The sequence below is a fragment of the Endozoicomonas sp. G2_1 genome (assembly GCF_017744155.1).
GTDB lineage: Bacteria > Pseudomonadota > Gammaproteobacteria > Enterobacterales > Alteromonadaceae > JAGHQT01.
In genome coordinates this window covers 34,002-53,532 of sequence record NZ_JAGHQT010000001.1, presented here as the reverse complement: position 1 = coordinate 53,532, position 19,531 = coordinate 34,002, and the positions used below count along the sequence as shown (strand labels likewise).

General features: G+C 42.0%; 14 protein-coding genes. 9 read left to right on the top strand and 5 right to left on the bottom strand.

The features are described 5' to 3' along the window. The first annotated feature begins 178 nt into the window (after positions 1-178). The 4 genes from J7384_RS00240 to J7384_RS00225 all read left to right on the top strand — a co-directional run bounded on the left by J7384_RS00240 (position 179) and on the right by J7384_RS00225 (position 4,678). On the top strand, positions 179-2,356 hold the full coding sequence (locus J7384_RS00240; protein ID WP_247741553.1) for a S46 family peptidase: 2,178 nt from the start codon (positions 179-181) through the stop codon (positions 2,354-2,356). A gap of 280 nt (positions 2,357-2,636) precedes the next feature. Continuing rightward, positions 2,637-2,906 (top strand): 30S ribosomal protein S15, encoded by a 270-nt coding sequence (rpsO, locus tag J7384_RS00235; protein WP_209110000.1) that lies wholly within the window; start codon positions 2,637-2,639, stop codon positions 2,904-2,906. Positions 2,907-3,043: 137 nt separating this feature from the next. After that, the gene (locus J7384_RS00230) at positions 3,044-3,604 is read left to right on the top strand and encodes a sigma-70 family RNA polymerase sigma factor (RefSeq protein ID WP_209109998.1); all 561 of its coding nucleotides are present in this window, start codon (positions 3,044-3,046) and stop codon (positions 3,602-3,604) included. Between the two features lie 12 nt (positions 3,605-3,616). Continuing rightward, a complete protein-coding gene (locus J7384_RS00225) occupies positions 3,617-4,678 on the top strand; it encodes a FecR domain-containing protein (RefSeq protein WP_209109997.1) in 1,062 nt (353 codons plus the stop codon). 18 nt (positions 4,679-4,696) lie between these two features. Here J7384_RS00225 and J7384_RS00220 read toward each other — a convergent pair whose 3' ends face one another. Together J7384_RS00220 and J7384_RS00215 are read right to left on the bottom strand one after the other, a co-directional pair. Beyond that, a complete protein-coding gene (locus J7384_RS00220) occupies positions 4,697-5,089 on the bottom strand; it encodes a DUF1801 domain-containing protein (RefSeq protein ID WP_209109995.1) in 393 nt (130 codons plus the stop codon). A gap of 108 nt (positions 5,090-5,197) precedes the next feature. Beyond that, positions 5,198-5,809 carry a DUF998 domain-containing protein gene (locus tag J7384_RS00215; RefSeq protein ID WP_209109993.1) on the bottom strand — a complete coding sequence of 204 codons (612 nt, stop codon included), beginning with the start codon at positions 5,807-5,809 and terminating at the stop codon, positions 5,198-5,200. A 460-nt stretch (positions 5,810-6,269) separates the two neighbouring features. Here J7384_RS00215 and J7384_RS00210 point away from each other — a divergent pair, with 460 nt between their 5' ends. Further along, entirely contained in the window at positions 6,270-9,122 is a 2,853-nt protein-coding gene (locus tag J7384_RS00210; RefSeq protein WP_209109992.1) for a TonB-dependent receptor, read from the top strand. A 122-nt stretch (positions 9,123-9,244) separates the two neighbouring features. Here the strand turns inward: J7384_RS00210 and J7384_RS19635 are convergent, their stop codons facing one another. After that, entirely contained in the window at positions 9,245-10,930 is a 1,686-nt protein-coding gene (locus J7384_RS19635; protein ID WP_209109990.1) for a methyl-accepting chemotaxis protein, read from the bottom strand. 479 nt (positions 10,931-11,409) lie between these two features. On the opposite strand from J7384_RS19635, the gene pnp reads away from it, so the two are divergent. From pnp to J7384_RS00190, 3 genes are all read left to right on the top strand, one after another. Then, a complete protein-coding gene (gene pnp / locus J7384_RS00200) occupies positions 11,410-13,542 on the top strand; it encodes a polyribonucleotide nucleotidyltransferase (protein ID WP_348523829.1) in 2,133 nt (710 codons plus the stop codon). Positions 13,543-13,833: 291 nt separating this feature from the next. Then, positions 13,834-14,730 (top strand): lipoprotein NlpI, encoded by an 897-nt coding sequence (gene nlpI / locus J7384_RS00195; RefSeq protein WP_209109988.1) that lies wholly within the window; start codon positions 13,834-13,836, stop codon positions 14,728-14,730. A 96-nt stretch (positions 14,731-14,826) separates the two neighbouring features. Then, positions 14,827-16,452 (top strand): hypothetical protein, encoded by a 1,626-nt coding sequence (locus tag J7384_RS00190; RefSeq protein WP_209109986.1) that lies wholly within the window; start codon positions 14,827-14,829, stop codon positions 16,450-16,452. 86 nt (positions 16,453-16,538) lie between these two features. On the opposite strand, the gene J7384_RS00185 is transcribed toward J7384_RS00190, so the two are convergent. Continuing rightward, a complete protein-coding gene (locus tag J7384_RS00185) occupies positions 16,539-16,751 on the bottom strand; it encodes a hypothetical protein (RefSeq protein WP_209109984.1) in 213 nt (70 codons plus the stop codon). A gap of 208 nt (positions 16,752-16,959) precedes the next feature. Here J7384_RS00185 and J7384_RS00180 point away from each other — a divergent pair, with 208 nt between their 5' ends. Next, positions 16,960-18,642, top strand: a complete 1,683-nt coding sequence (locus tag J7384_RS00180; RefSeq protein ID WP_348523828.1) for a SufS family cysteine desulfurase — start codon at positions 16,960-16,962, stop codon at positions 18,640-18,642. Positions 18,643-18,682: 40 nt separating this feature from the next. Here J7384_RS00180 and tcdA read toward each other — a convergent pair whose 3' ends face one another. Further along, positions 18,683-19,492: a tRNA cyclic N6-threonylcarbamoyladenosine(37) synthase TcdA gene (gene tcdA / locus J7384_RS00175; protein ID WP_209109975.1), complete on the bottom strand. Its 810-nt coding sequence runs from the start codon at positions 19,490-19,492 to the stop codon at positions 18,683-18,685. Positions 19,493-19,531: the final 39 nt, after the last annotated feature.

The following is a 19,531-nucleotide window of genomic DNA, read 5'->3' as shown; positions in this document are numbered from 1 at the left end:
TTGGTTTACTTTTATACGGCACTGAGGGTAACCTTTAGTCTATGTGGCATAACCTAGTTCGCTTTTTGTTAAATATTTGTGCAGTACTTCCTGCAGTATAATGCGTACAAAAAATCGGCAGCACAGAAATGCTTGTTGCAAATTACATAAAAAAATAAAATCAAATGGAAACCTGATTATGATAAATAAACGTATGTTCAAGGCGCTGGCTTTAGCATCATTATTCACCTCTGGTGTCGCACTTGCTGATGAAGGCATGTGGCAACCTCATCAATTACAAGAAATTAGCGGTAAATTAAAACAAGCGGGATTGCAGTTAGATCCTACTCAGATGGAAAACTTAAATCAGTTTCCAATGAACGCCATCATTAGTTTAGGTGGTTGTACTGCTTCGTTTTTGTCTGAGCAGGGTTTGGTGGTGACCAATCATCACTGTGCTTATGGCTCTATCCAATACAACTCTACAGAAACCAACAATTTACTGGAAAAAGGCTTTGTTGCTCAATCTCACGCTCAAGAGCTACAAGCCGTGCCAGGTTCTCGGGTTTATGTCACCGAGTCATTAACCAATGTGACTGACTTAATCACAGGGACAATTCCTGAGTCAGTTAAAGGGCAAGCATACTTTGAAGCAATCGAAAACAATGAGAAAAAGCTGGTTGCTGAATGTGAAACATCACAAGATTATCGCTGCGAAGTCTACAGCTTTCACGGTGGCCTTAAATATATCTTAATTAAGCAGCTTGCGATTCGCGATGTCCGTTTAGTTTACGCGCCACCAGCGAGTATTGGTAAATTTGGCGGTGATACCGACAACTGGATGTGGCCTCGTCACACCGGCGATTGGGCATTTTATCGCGCTTATGTTAACAAAGATGGCCAACCAGCTGATTACTCAAAAGACAATGTGCCATTTAAACCTAAAGCGTTCCTCAAAGTGAATGCCAATGGTGTTGAAGAAAACGATTATGTTATGGTGCTGGGTTACCCAGGTCGCACCAATCGTTACCGCATTGCTAGTGAAGTTGAGAACCAGTTTAACTGGGTTTACCCAACGGCTAAGCGCTATCGCGAAGAGTATATTGACGTGATTAAAAATACCGCGCTAGAGGGCAGTGATGCCAGAATTAAGTATGAAAGTACAATTGCAGGCTTAGCTAATTATGCTAAAAATTACGGTGCTATGGTGGAGAGCTTTAACAAAGGCAACATGCTTGCTCGTAAGCAACAAGAGTTAAAAGCACTACAGACCTGGATTAACGCCTCGAAAAAACGTCAAAAACAATATGGTCAGGCATTGGTGGAGTTAAATCAATTGATTGCGCTTAGCCAACAAAACCAAGCCCGAGATTTGATCTTGTCGTATATTGGTCGCACAAACCTGATGCGAGTCGCGAAAGACTTATATTACCTTGCCAACGAAAATGGCAAGCCAGACGCCGAGCGTGAACAAGGTTATCAAGAGCGTGATATGAACCGTTTTACCCAGAAAATGAAACGAGTGAATCGCCGATATGATGCCGAAGTTGATAAGGCGATCTTGATGCACTTTATTAGCCAATACGCTCAATTACCTGCACCTGAGCGCAATCTTGCCTTTGACAAATTCTTTGGTTTAGACCAAGGCTTTGACGCTAAAAAGCTTGCTAAACAACTCGATAACATGCACGCAAACACTGAACTCGATCAAGAAGCTGTTCGCTTAGCTTGGATGAAAAAGCCGGTGCAAGCATTTAAAAATAGCGACGACCCGTATATTAAGTTTGCTGTTTCGCAGTACCCACAGTTAATTGCTCAGGAAAAAGAAGACAAAGCGCTTTTCGGCAAGCTTGCTCAAGTAAGACCTGCCTTTATGGCGGCAATGATTGCCTACAAAAAGAGTAAAGGCGAGCCTGTTTACGCTGACGCCAATAGTTCATTGCGCATTACGTACGGCAATGTTAAAGGCTATTCACCACAAGACGGTTTAACGGCACAGCCATTTACTACCCTAGAAGGCATGTTGGCTAAGTACGTTGCTGGTGATGCAGAGTTCGACTTGTTTGACAATATTCGCACGGCAATCGCAACTCAAAATTACGGTAGCTACGCTCGACAAAGTTTGGGGTCAGTGCCAGTAAACTATTTGTCGACGGTTGATATTACTGGTGGTAACTCAGGTTCACCAACACTCAATGCCAAAGGTGAATTTGTCGGTTTGGCGTTTGACGGTGTCTACGAGTCGATTATTGGCGATTGGGATTACGATCCTAACTTTAACCGCGCTATTCACACCAGTGTGCCGTTTATGCTTTGGACGATGGAGCACATCGACGGAGCAAAAAACATTGTCGATGAAATGACCGTGGTCAAATAACCGATTGGTTATTTGAATACGAAACTTGAGGCCGAGTATCGTCAATACTCGGCCTTTTTCTTTTGTGATTTAGTCGTTGTAAGATTCGGCCAAAGCGGGCGACTAACGCACAATATTTAGCCCCAGGCCACCGATTAACACTTGAAATAATCGCCTTGGCTGTTAGAATACGCGCTCTTTAATGCCCTAGGTATTAAAGAGATAACACAGAACGTTTTGCTGATTTAGTGTTCGGCTTGACGCGATTTTTAACACACTAAAATGATATAGGTATTTTATTATGTCTTTAAGCGCTTCTCAAAAAGCAGCTATCGTTGCTGAATACGCTACTAAAGAAGGTGACACTGGTTCTCCAGAAGTTCAAGTTGCTTTGTTAACTACACAAATCAACCACTTACAAGGTCACTTCAAAGAGCACATCCACGATCACCACTCACGTCGTGGTCTTTTACGCATGGTTAGTCAACGTCGTAAGTTACTTGACTACTTAAAGCGTAAAAACGTTGAGCGTTACTCAAGCTTAATCGCTAAATTAGGTCTACGTCGCTAAGACTAAACCTAATTGCATCAAAAGGAGCCTCTGGCTCCTTTTTTGTTTTTTGTGTTATGGTATTGCAAAAAACAGGGCAATAAAGGTTATCTTGTTGTCACTGTTGTTAAAATAACAACGAAAAATGAGTTTAAGCAATGAGCCATAAGAATAATATATCAGACATTTTTGTTAGCTATACCGCTAATATTAAACGATATATTAGTCGCATTGTGCACAAGGAAGACTTAGACGACATCGTTCAAGAAACATTTGTTAAAAGCTACGAAGCCAGTTTGCACAAAGAAATTAAGTACGCGCGTACTTATATGCTACAAACGGCGAAAAACTTGGCGATTAATCATGTGGCAAAATGGGATAATAAATTTGGTGAATCAATAGAGGATTTTGATGAACTACCTGTTGATCTAAGTAGTCAAAGCTTTGAAAAGGAGTTTGAGAGCAAAGAGCGCTTTCTTCATTTTTGCCGTGCTGCGGATCAGTTATCGGGTTCGGTGAGAAAGTGTTTTATCTTAAAGAAAGTTTATGGTCTTAGCCAAAAAGAAATTAGTCAGTATTTAGGGTTAAGCGAAAGTACGGTTGAAAAACACGTTGCCAAAGGTTTGTTGCATACCGCCATGTACATGGAACAATTCGACAAGAGCGACAAAGCATTCGATAGCGATTTAGCTAATTTTCCGCGTCAGCGACGCAAGTAGAGTTTGTAATTGATGTCAAAGATTTCTCAATTTAACAGCAAAGAAGATATTCTCGAGCAAGCGAGTCTGTGGGTGAGCAGAATGGATCGAGGACTTACAGGTGCTGAAAAACAAGCATTGCAAACGTGGATCAAAGAATCAAAAGCTCATGAGCAAGCGCTAATGAAAATGGCCTCGCTATGGGATGATTTAACTGTACTCGAAGAATTAAAAAGCTTGTTTCCACTGGCTAAAGCGAAATCTAAACGACAAGTTTTGTTACCGTTGGCGATGGCGGCAAGTGTTGCGCTAGTTTCACTTGTTAGCATGAATGTATTTTTTGATGCGACACCAACGCAATTATGGACTGCATTTAATAGTACAGAGCAAAGTCAAAAGTACCGTACTGAAATTGGCGAGCAGTCGTCGTTTTCGTTGCCAGATGGTTCGGTATTACAACTCAATACTAACAGTGTTGTCACCATCAGTTATGCCAACGATAAACGTTTGTTAACGCTAGAGCAGGGCGAAGCGAACTTTGATGTTGCCAAAGACAAGTCTAAACCTTTTGTCGTTAGTGTTGGTAACAAATCATTCACTGCACTAGGCACTGTTTTTAATATTCAAAAAACGACTGAAAGCGATATTGAGCTCACGGTTACCGAAGGCCAAGTACTGATTAATCAGTCGACTGATATCACCGAGACCTTGCAAGACATCAGTCAGCAATTGCCGATAGCCGACCTTGAGGGGTTATTGGTACAAACTGGTGAAAAAGCAGTCATTGAAAACAATGCGCCAACCCCTGTTGAAAAGATCAGCGAAGAGCAAGTTGAGCGCGACTTAGCCTGGCAAACGGGTAAACTTATTTTTGATGGTGAGTCTTTATCTGACGTACTAAAAGAAGTGAGTCGATACAACGATGCTAACTTTGACGTGATTGATAGCCAGTTGAACGAATTAAAAATATCAGGCTATTTCAAAGCGGGTGACATCAATGGTTTACTGGAGTCGTTGAGCTACAATTTTGATATTGATTACCAAAAAAAATCTAATGGTATGATTGTCTTACGCCAAGCTAAAGCGAATATTTAATTGGCTTATTAGCTGTGTTCAGCACCCTATATCTTTGCCTTCTTTAAGCAAGATTACTGCCTGCTTAATAAATTCGTTAATGCGGGTTGTAGAAATATCCTTTGTTTTGGTAAAACGGATGCAACCTTTGCCAACGCTTAATCCCTTTAAAAGTTCTCCCTCTGGATCTATCTTGTTGGTATCACCACAGTACAAACTTACGTACCCTTTTTGGGCGTTCAAGTGAAACAGTACAGATTCATTTAATGTGAAACAGAGCATTTTGTAGCTAATAGTCTCCTGAATAGCTGAGTCTTGCTGAAGAATCATTTGCCTCAATTCTTGCAACTTGTCTTTTCTCCAGTCTATGTCAAGAGACTCCATATACTCTAAGGGACTACTAACATCATATTGCATTTGAGATTTCTCCATTTTGTCGCCAATGCTTTGCTGAGAAAGAAGTAAATTTCTGGTTAAAATATGTAGCGAAGCAAAACTGAGCTAAGTTCGTGCAGTTTCATCTTCTAACAGTTTGTTGATTTACACTTGAATCAATATTAGAGAAAAAGCACTTAGCCAAAGCAATTTAACCCAATACGATATGCGCTGATAGTAACCCGTTAACCTTTTCTTTTTAACCGCTTTAGCCATTTTTACAAGGTAATAGACTGCTAAAATAACAGTGACGACTGAGGTAATCCGAAACCAAAACGGGACATAAATAGAGCTGGGACTAAACGCGATTACTATTGGTGCTATCAAAAGTGACAACAACATTACGAAACCAGCCCAAGAGTGAATTTTACAGTTTAATGTAGGGGACTTGGTATATGGATCTTTATCCATAGGGTAGTAACCCGCAATCCAAGTTCCTATGCCATGAATAATTATTAGTAAACCTGATATTGTTATAGCTTGATTTGAATGATTGAGTTGAGTTAACGCCCAACCAAATAAACAGAAAATGACACCTAAAGGGTAATTGTTGATAATAGGTGAAATTTTTTGCGTTGGGCTCCCTGCCGCTCCCAGTTCACTGCAAAATTGATTCGCATGATCATAATTAGGATAAAACTTAGCAGCGACGTATACCCCTATTGAAATCCAAATAGTCGCTATAAATCCCGATAAAGTAGCAATACTTTCAAGCAACTGGGTGCTCCTTGTGTAAACTAACAGTATATTACGTAGACGCTTTGGCAATATTCGACTACGATTTTATCTTTAAATTACCATAAACCTTCAATAATTCAATTTGTTAAGAACGTTATTGGCAACTTGTACAGCCAACAACAAGATATTGCTGATACTGCTCAACAATAACCATAGTCGCGTGAGCCTCTAATTTTTGCGTAATCAATTTCGATTTTGTGAGCGAACAGGTGCTGTCTAACGTTTTAAACTCCTGAAAAATATGAGCTGTTGGCTCTCAACAAATTGTGTTTACTCGTTTTTATTCGCTAAATTTCAATTATTTTCATATTTTCTGATAGTCTATAGAGGATTTTTTATTCTGAGCTGTTTATTTATGTTGCATGGTTGGCAGAGTTTGTTTTATTTAGGTATCAAGTGCTTGCGCAGTTGTACGATGACTATGCGAGTCCTAGTAGTCATGTCTGGACTCGCTGCTTTTAGCATCCAAGCCAATGAACCTATTTATTTCAACATAGAGCAACAGCGAGCGGATAAAGCGTTAATTGAGTTTGGGCAACAAGCTAATAAAACCATTTTGTTTTCATTTGGTGTTACTAAGCTGCACGTTGCTAATAAACTTGAAGGCTATTATTCAGTTGAGTTGGGCTTGAGAAAGTTATTGCTCAATACTGATTTAGTCGCTGTTGTTCACGATTCTGGCCAGCTGAGCATTAAACCCAAGAAACACAATGGAAAAAATGCAATGAATAATAAAAAAACAGCAATTGCCACTATCATCCCACTCTTGTTGGGAGCGTCAAATCAAACTGCGTTAGCTCAAGAAAATCAAAGTACTATTCAAGAAGATCAAGTAGAAAAAATATCGGTAGTCGGTAGCCGCGTTGCCGGACGCTCAGCTGATGATTTACCGGTTCCGGTTGATTTGTTATCGGCGGAAGCATTAGCCAATACAGGTCAGACAGAAGTTGGCCGTATGCTACAAGCTATTGCGCCGTCGTTTAACTTTTCTACTTCTGCAATCAGCGATGGTACCGACGCCTTGCGCCCTGCAACACTACGTGGCTTAGGTCCAGACCAAACATTGGTATTGGTTAACGGCAAACGTCGTCACCAAGCCAGTCTAATTCACATCAATACTTCAGTTGGCCGCGGTACCGCGGGTACTGATATGAATGCCATTCCTGCTGCTTCTATCAAGCGCATTGAAGTACTGCGCGACGGCGCTGCAGCACAATACGGTTCAGACGCTATCGCAGGTGTTATCAATATTGTATTAAACGACAGTGATGAAGACGGTAAAGTTGCTTTGTCTTACGGCCAATACTCAGAAGGTGATGGTGAAACGGTTAATTTTGATTTATCAAAAGGCTTTGCACTAGGGGAAAACGGTTACCTAAATACTACGCTAAACATTCGCGATCGCGGTACAACTAATCGCGCAGGCTTGCACGGCTCATGTCAATTTGCCGGTTGTACAGAGCTTGCCAATGGCAACTTTTTATTAGGTGACCCACGTGAGGCAACGGCACCGCGCACTACCTTTAGAATTGGTGATGCTGATTCTCAGCAATTAGCGTTAACGGTTAATACCGGTTATGAACTGGGCGACGGTGAGCTTTACGGTTTTATCACTTACTCTAAAAGAGATAATGAATCAGCGGCTTTTTTCCGCCACAACAATAACACTGGTGGTAACGCGCCATTGCAAGACGGTGATGCGACCATTCCTGCCGGCTTTTTGCCGAAAATAAACTCTGATATTCGCGATGTTTCGTATAACTTTGGCTATAAAGTTGAGTTTGACAACGATGCTTCGTTAGATTTGTCATACACCTATGGTGAAAACAATATCGACTATGTCACTAGCGATACCATTAACTCATCATTTGCTAACTCACTGCGTTTTAACGGCTCGGGGTTATCTGCTGATGAAATTCGCGCGCGGGTACCACGTGAAGCGTTTGCTTATGGCTTAGAGTTATCACTACAAACACTAAACCTCGATTACACTAAAGCGTTTGATACCTTCTCACTGGCAATGGGGGCTGAAATCAGAACGGATGAATACCGCATTCGCCCGGGTGACGAATATTCTTACCGCGACTACGATACTGAAAATGGCGTTAGTCTGTTTGACGCCGATAGAAGTGCGGGCACTCAGGGCTTTGGTGGTATTGCACCGGTGTCTGAAGTTGATGAAACTCGCGATGTTATTTCTTTCTATATCGATGCGGAAACTGAACTTAGCGATAACATCATTTTAAGTGGTGCATTGCGTTACGATGACTACGATGGTTTTGGCGATAACACCAGCTTTAAGTTAGCAGGTAACTGGTCGGTAACGGATAATTTTGCCTTACGCAGCGCAGTGAGTACTGGTTTCCGCGCACCGTCGATGCAGCAATTGTTTTTCAACAATATTAGCACTCAGTTTGTTACTAATCCTGACGATCCTGCGGGCGACCAAATTGCAATTCAGGTTGGTACTTTCAGAAATGACAGCGTTTTAGCACAAGCTGTTGGTATTCCTCAGTTAAAAGAAGAAGAATCAACTAACTTTAGTTTTGGTACCGTTATTCAAGCTGCCGACAACATCAATATCACCATCGATTACTACACCATTGATATTGATGATCGCATTGTTATCAGTAATCGCTTAGGTACTGGCTTATCAACGGCTCTTGATTCAGCCCTAAGATCTTCTGGTGCCGGTGCTGCCCAGTTTTTCTTAAACGGTGCTGATACTGAAACAGAAGGTGTTGATATTATCGCAACTTGGAATACTGAGCTGCTTGGTGGTGATTTAGATTTAACCTTTGCTGCTAACTTTACTGAAACGGATGTTGTTGAATTGTTTACGCCAGCGGGTAGTGCACTTGATGGTATTGCTGCCAACCAAGTGTTTTCTGAGCAAGACATTTCAATTATTGAAGAATGGCAGCCGGAAGATCGCATTAGTTTAAGTGGTTTATACCGCATTGGTGACTTTACCATTAATTTGGCGTTTAACCGTTATGGAGAGTACACAGTCACTGACGGTGGCCGTCAAACCTACGGTGCTGAGGTGTTAACGGATTTACGCGTTCATTATCAAGTAAACGACAACTTATCGTTTAATGTTGGTAGTAACAACCTGTTTGATGTTTACCCAGATGAAAATGAAATTGGTAATTCACGCACAGGTACTATCGTCGATGCCAACGGCAATGTCGTTGTTAGCAGCCCGGGTGTTTTCACTTATTCAAGACGCTCAGCGCCATTTGGTTTTAATGGCGCATACTACTATGCAGGACTTGAGTACAAGTTCTAATGCTAGCTGACCTCTCATTTTTAGCCAGGGGGCAGGTTGATAAAAAAGGCTAGTAGCAAATGCTACTAGCCTTTTTATTTGTTTAGCTAGCACAGAGCTAGCAGGAAGGTTTTTATGTGCTATTACGAACGCTGATTAATTAAATCGTCTAGCTGGGCAGCAAGCTGCTTGAGTTGGTCGCTTTCACTTGCAGTCTGATTAATATTGCTCAGTAACACTGTGCTATTGTTGAGTAATTGGTTAATACTGTTGACTGAGTTGCTAAGCGTAACAATCTGCTGTTCAGATGCAGAAGCAATTAAGCTGTTCATATCACTTAAATTATTAAGTTCTATACTGATTTGCTCAAACGTGGCTACTGCCGCTTCAGTGTTGTTAACCGTCACTTTTACTTGCTCACTGCTTTTGTTCATTGCACTGGTGGCTTGTTGGGCATCAGTTTGCAAGTTTTGGACGAGCTGATTGATTTCACTAGTCGCTTCTTGCGTTCGTTTTGCAAGTTGGCGCACTTCGTCTGCTACTACGGCAAACCCACGACCTTGTTCACCTGCGCGAGCCGCTTCAATTGCAGCGTTTAATGCCAGTAAGTTGGTTTGTTCAGCAATTCCATCAATGGTGCTAACAATGCCGCCAATGCTGTCGCTTCTTTGGTCAAGTCGTTCGATAACGACATTGGCGTTGGTGACATCTTGGGTAAGGGCGTGAATTGTTTCGGTAACCTGTTTAATTTCACCTTGGCCGCGCCTAACTGAGTTGAGCATAGACTGAGTTGTTTCTGAAGTTTTAATGGCTTGCTCAGAAATCTCTAAACCAGCTTGTTCGAGTTGGCTCATCTCTTCACCTACCGTCGCTAACATAGTTTGGTTGTTGTTGATACCTCGTTGACTGTGTTCGGCAATCTCCGCAGTACTATTGGCCAGCGTCGATAACTGGTTAGAGCCGTGACTGATGGTTGTCATCGTCGACTTGAGCTGCTGCGCTAACAGTTTAAAACCATCGGCAAGCTTAGCGAGTTCAAATTTGTACTCTTGACTGTCGTTGGTATCAATACGGTCGAAATTACCTGTCTCAATCTGCTCTGATAAACGCTGCGTGTTGTTGGTGAGCTTTTGTAGTGGCGATGAAACGTTGCGGTAAAGCAGGGTATACACAAGTACGACCACGATAAACACAATGCTGACTACAACAGCGGTTAAGAATAAACCATGGGTTCTTGCTTCAGCGAGCTGATTGCTAATATCACGTGTTACGGCTAAGCCGCCAAGTAGTACTGAATCAGACGGAGAAATACCATGACAGTTAGCACAGCCGGGGTGCATATCACTGGTCAGTGGTACCGCAATTTTATACATGGCATCGTTTTGCTCGACTAAAGGTTTGCGATTGCCACTAACAAAGTAATCTAAGGCCTGATATTCAAAGTCAGTGGTTGCTTGTGTATCAGAACCACCCAAAGGCGCAAGACCGAGCTTATTGGCATCAGCAATCAGTCGAACACGGCTGAGTTTATCACCAAAGTCGTGTGTTACGGCCTGATCGACCGCAGTGATTGTTCTGCGCCAGTCCGCCAGTATTTTAAGTTTTTCTTGCTCATCATTGGTGTTGGTGAATTCTTGATTAAATTTCACCGTTGAGACCATAAACATTTGCGCTGTGCGTTGGATAAGCTCGCCACTATGAGTTTGAATTTCTTCAATTGCTTTTTCTTTGGTAATTGAAATGGTTATTGCGGCGAAAATGGTGGCTGCGATAAGCCCTGTTACCGATAGCCAAAGTAGTAGATTTTTGTTCAGTTGATTGCTATTCACAAAAGAATCCCTGTTTCTCAATGTTGTAATCGACAAAAGGAACTGTGAACAGTTCGCCAATTCCTTTTGCGCTTCGTATTAAGTTGTTTTTAATTGTTATTTTATGTGCTTATATTTTTCAAACAGAAGCATAACAACATTGCTAGACAAATGAAAAGGACAGTTGCTCAATTATTGATATCAATCAAGCTAGTTAAGGCAAAATTAACAGAGTCGGGGCTAGCAAAAGTAAAATGTCTCAGTATAATGTCGAGCAAATTTGTATTTGTTTGAACGGGCTGTTTAATTAGGTAATTCATCGCACCGGATAACAGAAGCAAATTGACTGAATTTTTCATCTAAGACTGAAGCAATCCAAACTGTATAATTTTTTGTTTTGTTTAATTTGCCATTAAGTTCAACAGTGGACGCGGCGTAATAAGAGAATAAAAAATTGTACAGATTGGTTGAGGTCTTAACAATTATAAGGAACACAAATAGTGTTGAATCCAATCACTAAAACTTTTGAATTTGGCCAGCATAAAATCACCTTAGAAACTGGTGCTATTGCTCGTCAAGCGACTGCTGCTGTTATGGCAAGCATGGACGATACTAGCGTTTTAGTATCTGTTGTTGGTAAAAAAGAAGCGGTCCCAGGCCAAGACTTTTTCCCATTAACGGTTAACTACCAAGAAAAAACGTACGCAGCGGGTAAAATCCCTGGTGGTTTCTTCAAGCGCGAAGGCCGTCCTTCTGAAGAAGAAACGCTAACAGCTCGTTTAATCGACCGTCCAATTCGTCCGTTATTCCCAGAAGGTTTCACCAACGAAGTACAAGTTATTATCACTGTAGTTTCAGCTAACCCTGAAATTGCACCAGATATTATCTCATTACTTGGTACTTCTGCTGCATTAGCGATTTCTGGTATTCCATTCAGCGGTCCAGTAGGTGCTGCGCGCGTTGGTTATACTGACGGCAAGTACGTACTTAACCCACTTCAATCTGAGCTGGCAACCAGCCAATTAGACCTTGTTGTTTCAGGTACTGAATCAGCGGTATTAATGGTTGAGTCAGAAGCTGACGTGTTATCTGAAGAAGTGATGCTAGGCGCTGTTGTATACGGTCACGAGCAAATGCAAACCGCTATTAAAGCGATTAACGAGTTTGCTGCTGAAGTAAATACTCCTGCTTGGGAATGGGCTGCGCCAGAGAAAAACGTTGCGCTTGCTGACAAAATTGCAGAATTAGCCACTGAACAATTCAACGAAGCTTATCAAATTACTGAAAAAGCTAAGCGTTACGAAAAAGTGGGTGAAATCAAATCAGCTGTTTTAGCACAATTAAACGAAGCCTTAGCTGAAGGTGAAGAGCTTGACGAAGGTGAAGCAAAAGACTTGCTACACGACTTAGAGAAGAAAGTTGTGCGCGGTCGTATCACTCAAGGTTCTCCGCGTATCGACGGTCGTGATCCAGAAATGGTTCGTGCATTAGACGTTATGACTGGCGTATTACCGCGTACTCACGGTAGTGCGGTATTTACTCGCGGTGAAACACAAGCATTAGTAACAGCGACATTAGGCACGCAGCGCGACGCACAACGCGTAGAAACTATTTTAGGTGAGAAGACTGACAACTTTATGTTGCACTACAACTTCCCTCCGTACTGTGTTGGTGAAACTGGTTTTGTCGGTTCACCTAAGCGTCGTGAAATCGGTCACGGTCGTCTTGCTAAGCGCGGTATTATGGCGGTTATGCCTTCAGTTGAAGAGTTCCCGTATGCAGTTCGCGTAGTATCTGAAATCACTGAATCAAACGGTTCAAGCTCAATGGCATCAGTATGTGGTACGTCATTAGCACTAATGGATGCCGGTGTACCGATTAAAGATTCTGTTGCTGGTATCGCGATGGGTCTAGTAAAAGAAGGCGACGACTTTGTTGTTCTTTCTGACATCTTAGGTGATGAAGATCACTTAGGTGACATGGACTTTAAAGTTGCCGGTACTAATGGTGGTATCACTGCATTGCAAATGGATATCAAGATTGAAGGTATCACTAAAGAGATCATGCAAATTGCGTTAAACCAAGCAAAAGCAGCGCGTATCCACATCTTAGGTGTGATGGATCAAGCGATTAACGCTCACCGTGAAGACATCTCTGAATTTGCGCCGCGCATTCACACCATGAAAATTGCTGCAGACAAGATTCGCGAAGTTATCGGTAAAGGTGGTGCAACTATTCGCCAGCTTACTGAAGAAACAGGCACCACTATCGAAATTGAAGACGACGGTACTGTTAAGATTGCTGCTACAGACGGCAACCAAGCAAAAGATGCCATTGCTCGCATTGAAGCATTAACCGCTGAAATTGAAGTAGGTAAACTTTACACCGGTAAAGTTGTTCGCATCGTAGACTTTGGTGCTTTTGTTAATGTATTACCTGGTAAAGACGGTTTAGTACATATTTCACAAATCTCAGAAGAGCGTGTTAACGCCGTTTCTGATGTCTTAAGTGAAGGTCAAGAAGTGACTGTTAAAGTACTTGAGATTGACCGTCAAGGCCGTGTTCGTTTAAGCATGAAAGAAGCGGTTGAAAAACCAGCTGAAGCAAAAGCTGAAGAACCAGCGGCTGAGTAACTCATCCGTAGCGCTTAGTTGACATCTATTACCTTATTATTAGGGGCAATTATGTTAGCTAAGCACTAAGGTATGGATTGAGTATCAATAGCGATATGTGTTAAGTTGGACTGCTAGCACATGAGCACTGATAAAAAGGAGCGTATAGCTCCTTTTTATGTTTTAACAGAATAATATTGAAAGATATTTTCCAATTTTCAACTGTGCTGAACAAGAGTTGTCGTATCATTTACCTCAAGTGTTGAGTATTAATGAGCGAACACCATTTTCTGTTTTTGAGTGAGACTTTCCGTGAAATCTATAGTGAAATTTACTGGCGTAGCATTATTTGCTGTTTTACAAGGTTGTGCCAGCTTATCAACTGATGTTCCTCGTTCGGCAATGAACGGTTTAATTATTGCTGAGCCATTACCGGTTGATTTTAAAGATGAGGTTGTCATTGCCCGTTTATCTGACGCTTTGCTCAGAGCAGAATTAACCCAAGAGCAACGTGCAGAGCTTTTTTACAAACGCGGTTTAAGCTATGACAACGTCGGTTTATACAACCTAGCACGACAAGACTTTAACAGAGCCTTGCGGTTAAAAAATGACTTGGCTGATGCGTATAACTTTTTAGGAATTCAATTAACCCAGTTACAACAATTTTCGGAAGCTTACGAAAAGTTTGATTCAGCAATTGAACTTGAACCAGAGCACGAATTTGCTTATTTCAATCGCGGTATCGCTCTGATGTACGGTGACCGAGCTAAGTTAGCTGTTGATGATTTAACCACCTTCTACCAGTATCAGGCCAACGACCCATTTCGTTTATTGTGGCTTTATTTTGCCGAGCGAGAAGTTAACGCTGAACAGGCGGTGGCTAACTTAGCCAAAAGAGCAGAACTTATTGGCGACGATAATTGGGCTAAAAACATAGTTAAGCTTTATTTAGGCGAGTTGTCACAAACACAGTTTATTAATGCTTTAGCTGATAATGTTAGCTCAAACCGAGAATTGACTATGCGTCTGTGTGAAGCTTATTTTTATCTCGGCAAGTTCAATAAACAGTTGGGCAACAGTAAAATTGCTGAGAACTACTTTAAGCTATCTCTGGCGACTAACGTTTATGAATACGTTGAATTTCGTTACGCGCGTGTAGAACTTGATATGTTAAAGCAAGCTAGCACTGATATAGAGATAAAGCGTTAGTATTGAGTCAAGTGCTTGTTGCACTTAGTTGCATTTAGAAGCGCTTTGTTAGGCCGATAAACGCGCTAACAAAAGGCGAAAATAAAAGACGATAAAATGAAAAAGTCTTTGTTAATTATCATTATTATGAGCTTGTCGATATTGCTATCGACAAGCTCATTTTCTTTTCAAGATTATTTTTCTGCATTGTCATCACCCGATGAACGATTGTTTGACTATGCTTACCAACAGCAACACACCAGAGCCATTCGTCAAAAGCGCAGTCGGCAGCCACATGATAGTGCCGCATGGTTAATGTACACTCGAACGTTGGCGCAAACAGACCCCACAGAAGCATTAGCGCTTGCTGAGTACTATCAGCATAAACCTGACTCCTTATCTGAGTTGGCCAACGTTGATGCGATTAGACAGGCAAGCAAATGGTATCAGCACGCGCTTGCATTGGTGATATCTCAGTATTGGTTGCAGAGACACTTGCCTCAGCAGCAATACGGAGCGTTCAAGCAGCGTTTATATCTGCGGGCGGCAAGTTTTTATTTGAGCCAGAATCAATCGACTAGCGCTTTCGAGTTGTTATTAGAAATTGCCGATGTTAACCAATCAGCATTATTAATGGCCTTTGATTTGGCAATGGGCTTAGGGCGGGCCGATGAACTTTCACAATACCAGCACTTACTTGAGTTAAGTGATAAAGGCAAAGCACATCATGCCTTACTCGAACGATACCAAGTGTTTAACCTCTGGTATCAAACTTTGCCCGAACAAGTAATTTCATCGAGCAAGCTAGCACGAGCTAATCGCGTATTATGTTCTAACAGCATTCAGTTTTTGTCAGCGACATTAGCAGGTTTGCAACACGCAGAACAGCTGATTGAACAGTTCCAATCACACCCGCTTGCTGAGCAAGTTTGCTTTGAAACGCCAAGGTATTTGCCACCCAAATATTTTGATTGTCAGACAAAGCAGGGCAGTGCCATCAATTGTAACCTATTAGCACTTAGTGAAATTACGCCTAACATAGAAAGCCGTTATTTGGCATTTGTTCACTCAGATGGCGGCGCTAATGTTCACTACGGTAGCCTGCACCTAGCACTTGAAGATAATACACAAGTTTTTGCTCATGAGCTGAGCCACCTACTCGGTTTTGGTGATGAATACCAATTAAGAGCCGGACACAAGTTATGTCGACCAGAACATACCCAGCAGTCACAAGTTTACAACTTGGTAACTTGGCCCGTTGATGAATTAGTTGTTTCATCGCGGGCGTCAGAGCAGACATCAGCAAACTTTTCGATAGCCGAGCGCCGTCAGCAACGCATTGGGATACTTGCCAAGCTGCCTTGGGGTAAGTTAATTGATGACAACACACCTATTTGGCGGAAAATAGGTCATCGCTGGTACTTGGGAACACCCGACACACATCGCGGTAAAGTTGGACTGTTTCGCGCGGAAAGCTGTGATGCAAATCCTGATGTGCAAGCGTTCAAGCCTATTCACGACTTTAATCAACTGCGCTTTTTCGAACTGGACTTTCCACAGACATACTTAAAAATAAAAGCATTACAACCTAGCAAATATTTAATGCCAAGCTTCCACTACAACCTAGCATTGGAGTCGTTTTGGCAAAATGATATCGAGCAGGCAAAGGATTGGTTGAGGCGCGCGGCACAACTTGAACTCGATGATAAGCGCAAAGCAAAGGTGTTAGCTGGAGATTACTAGGTGATAGGTAACAGCCAGAGTGTAATTCAATACACACTATTGCTAAAGGCAGCCGCTACCACAAACAACTGCTGCCATTGAATGAACTAAGCGTTCTTGTGTTTCAATATTATTGGCGTCGTTGGCGCTTCAAATATAATCATTTGCGTGCCAACGGGTTTAACCTTACCTGTTTCTAAACTAGAGCGAGTTTTGGCGATTGGCCAGATATCGCTGTTCAGTTTATTTTCATTGTTGTTTGTAGCGACCTTGCTAGCTTGTTTATTGTTGTTTTGGTCGAACCACGAGTAAAGCGTCATCTTGATGATCCTGATATTCCAAGTGTCAAAAGCATAGTCGAAAATTCAAATTTAGCGAGTAAAGCTATAGATTTTCTAGCCAAAACTGTAATGAGACAGTCTATTTTGTGGCTAATGTACGATATAATTGTGTCATCTTGATGATATTGCGATATTAATTTGCTTTATGTTTGATCGTTTCAACCAACAATTTTCAAAGGTTTTTCCAGTGCTTCACTCGTCAGCAGCAACGAGTGATGAAGTAAATAATAACGGCAAAATCGTTTATTTTGACAATGCTGCCACCACCCAGAAACCTAAAGCAGTGATCGATGCGGTTAGCAACTTTTATCAATTCAGTAATGCCAATGTTCATCGCGGTGCTCATCAACTTAGTCAGCGCGCGACGCAAAACTTTGAAGCTGCAAGAGAACAGGTCAGAAGTTTTGTTAATGCCAAACGCCTAGAAGAAATCATTTGGACAAAAGGTGCAACTGAAGCGATTAATTTAGTTGCTTATTCGTGGGCGGCAACAAGATTACAGGCAGGGGATGAGATTGTCGTTTCTTATGCTGAACATCACGCCAATATTGTCCCGTGGCAAATTGTCGCTGAGCAAACCGGTGCGACCATCAAAGTATTGCCACTAAATGCTCAAGGGCAGATTGATATCAAGGTATTAGACGATGTCATTACCGCCAGTTGTAAGCTTGTTGCGGTTAATCACATTTCTAATGTTATTGGTAAATACAACCCGTTAACTGAACTGATTACACGAGCAAAATCTGTTGGCGCGCTAACGCTGGTTGATGGTGCGCAGGCAGCCGCTCACCAACGTATTGATTTACAAGCACTGGACTGTGATTTTTATGTCTTTTCTGGTCACAAAGTTTATGGTCCAACCGGTATTGGTGTGCTGTACGGCAAGTATGAGCATCTTGCTCAAATGAGACCGTATCAAGCTGGTGGTGAGATGATCAAAAAAGTGAGCTTTTCCGGTACTACTTTTAACGATTTGCCCCACAAGTTTGAATCGGGCACGCCGAATATTTCAGGTGCCATCGGCTTTGCACAGGCGCTGAGTTTTCTCAGTCAAATTGATCAGCAACAGTTATTAGCTTACGAGCAGTATTTGACTGAGTATACATACAATGCGCTGGCGCAAGTGCCGGGACTGAGCTTTGTCGTTCAAGTGCAACCAGATATTCCTTTGTTTAGCTTTGTTATTACCGGCCATCATCACCAAGATATTGCCGCTGGCTTAGATAGTTTCAATATTGCCATTCGCAGTGGCCACCACTGTGCTATGCCTCTTATGGAATATTTACAGCTCGACGGTTGTTTGCGTGTGTCTCTGGCACCATACAATACCACAGAGGAAGTTGATTATTTGGTTGTTTGTTTGGCAAAACTTATCGGGCAAACCCTCGAGGGTGAACCTGTGTTAGCAACCAATAGTTCCATGCAAACAGAGCAAGCACTGACACCGGCTAAGTCAGTCAGTGAAATTGAAAATCTGTTTGCCAATAGTAAAGGTTGGGACGGTAAACACCGCACTATTATGCTCTTGAGTAAGTTATTAGAGCGTTTGCCTAAAGAACATCGACGTGCAGAGAGTTTAATTACTGGCTGTGAGAGTGATGCATGGCTCGATTATCAACTCAGTGATAATTATTGCATCAGCTTTATCGGTGATAGCGATGCTAAAGTTGTCCGCGGTTTAATGGTGGTGGTATTGGCGGCGTATCAAGGAAAAACCGCCAGTGAAATTGTTGAGTTTGATATTGAGCAGTATTTTACTGAATTGGGCTTGATTAACCACTTGAGCCCGTCACGAGGTAATGGTGTCAAAGCGATAGTTGAACGAATTAAATCTATCGCTTATCAGCAGCTCGATAACTATTCTGCATAGCTAACTGAGTACTCGAGTACCTACACACTTGGATTTAGTACTAAGATTGTTGTTTACTTTGCTTTTTAATCAGTTTACTAATGGCGCGGCTAACCGCGAAAAACGCAAATGATGCGGTGACATGAGTGACCGCGCCAAAGCCATTGTTGCAGTCTAAACGCATACTGCCGTCTGCTTGTTGCTTAGCGTGGCAAACTTCGCCGTCTTGATTTGGATAGACCAATTGTTCCGTTGAAAACACAGCATCAATGGCAAACTTGCGCTTACTGGCTTTTTTCTCAGTGTCTTTTGGGAAGTTATAGTCTCTTCTGAGTTGATTTCGCACTTTCGCCAACAGTGGATCTTGATAGGTTTGGCTCAGATCACTAATTTGGATTTGTGTTGGATCAATTTGCCCACCAGCACCACCTATAGTCACTAATGGAATTTTTTGCCGCTTGCAGTGGGCGATTAGCATGGTTTTGATATTGACCGAATCAATGGCGTCAATCACATAGCTAAAGTGCTTAGTGAGCAAATCAGCTAAATTGTCTTCAGTAACAAAATCTTCAATGGCATTGACGCGACAATCAGGATTAATCGCGTTAATTCGTTCGGCCATAACTTCAACTTTGCTTTCGCCAACGGTCGAGGTTAGGGCATGGATTTGTCGATTAGTGTTAGTCGTACAAATATCGTCGAGATCTATTAGGGTGATTTCGCCAACGCCTGTTCTGGCCAGTGACTCAGCCGCCCAAGAACCAACGCCACCGATACCGATAACACAAAAATGAGCGGCTTTAATTATTTCAGCGCCTTGACTGCCGTATAAACGTTGAATGCCACCGAAGCGTTGAGAGTAATCTGACATGGTACCTAGCTTTGCTGTTAAAAAGCGACATTATACTGA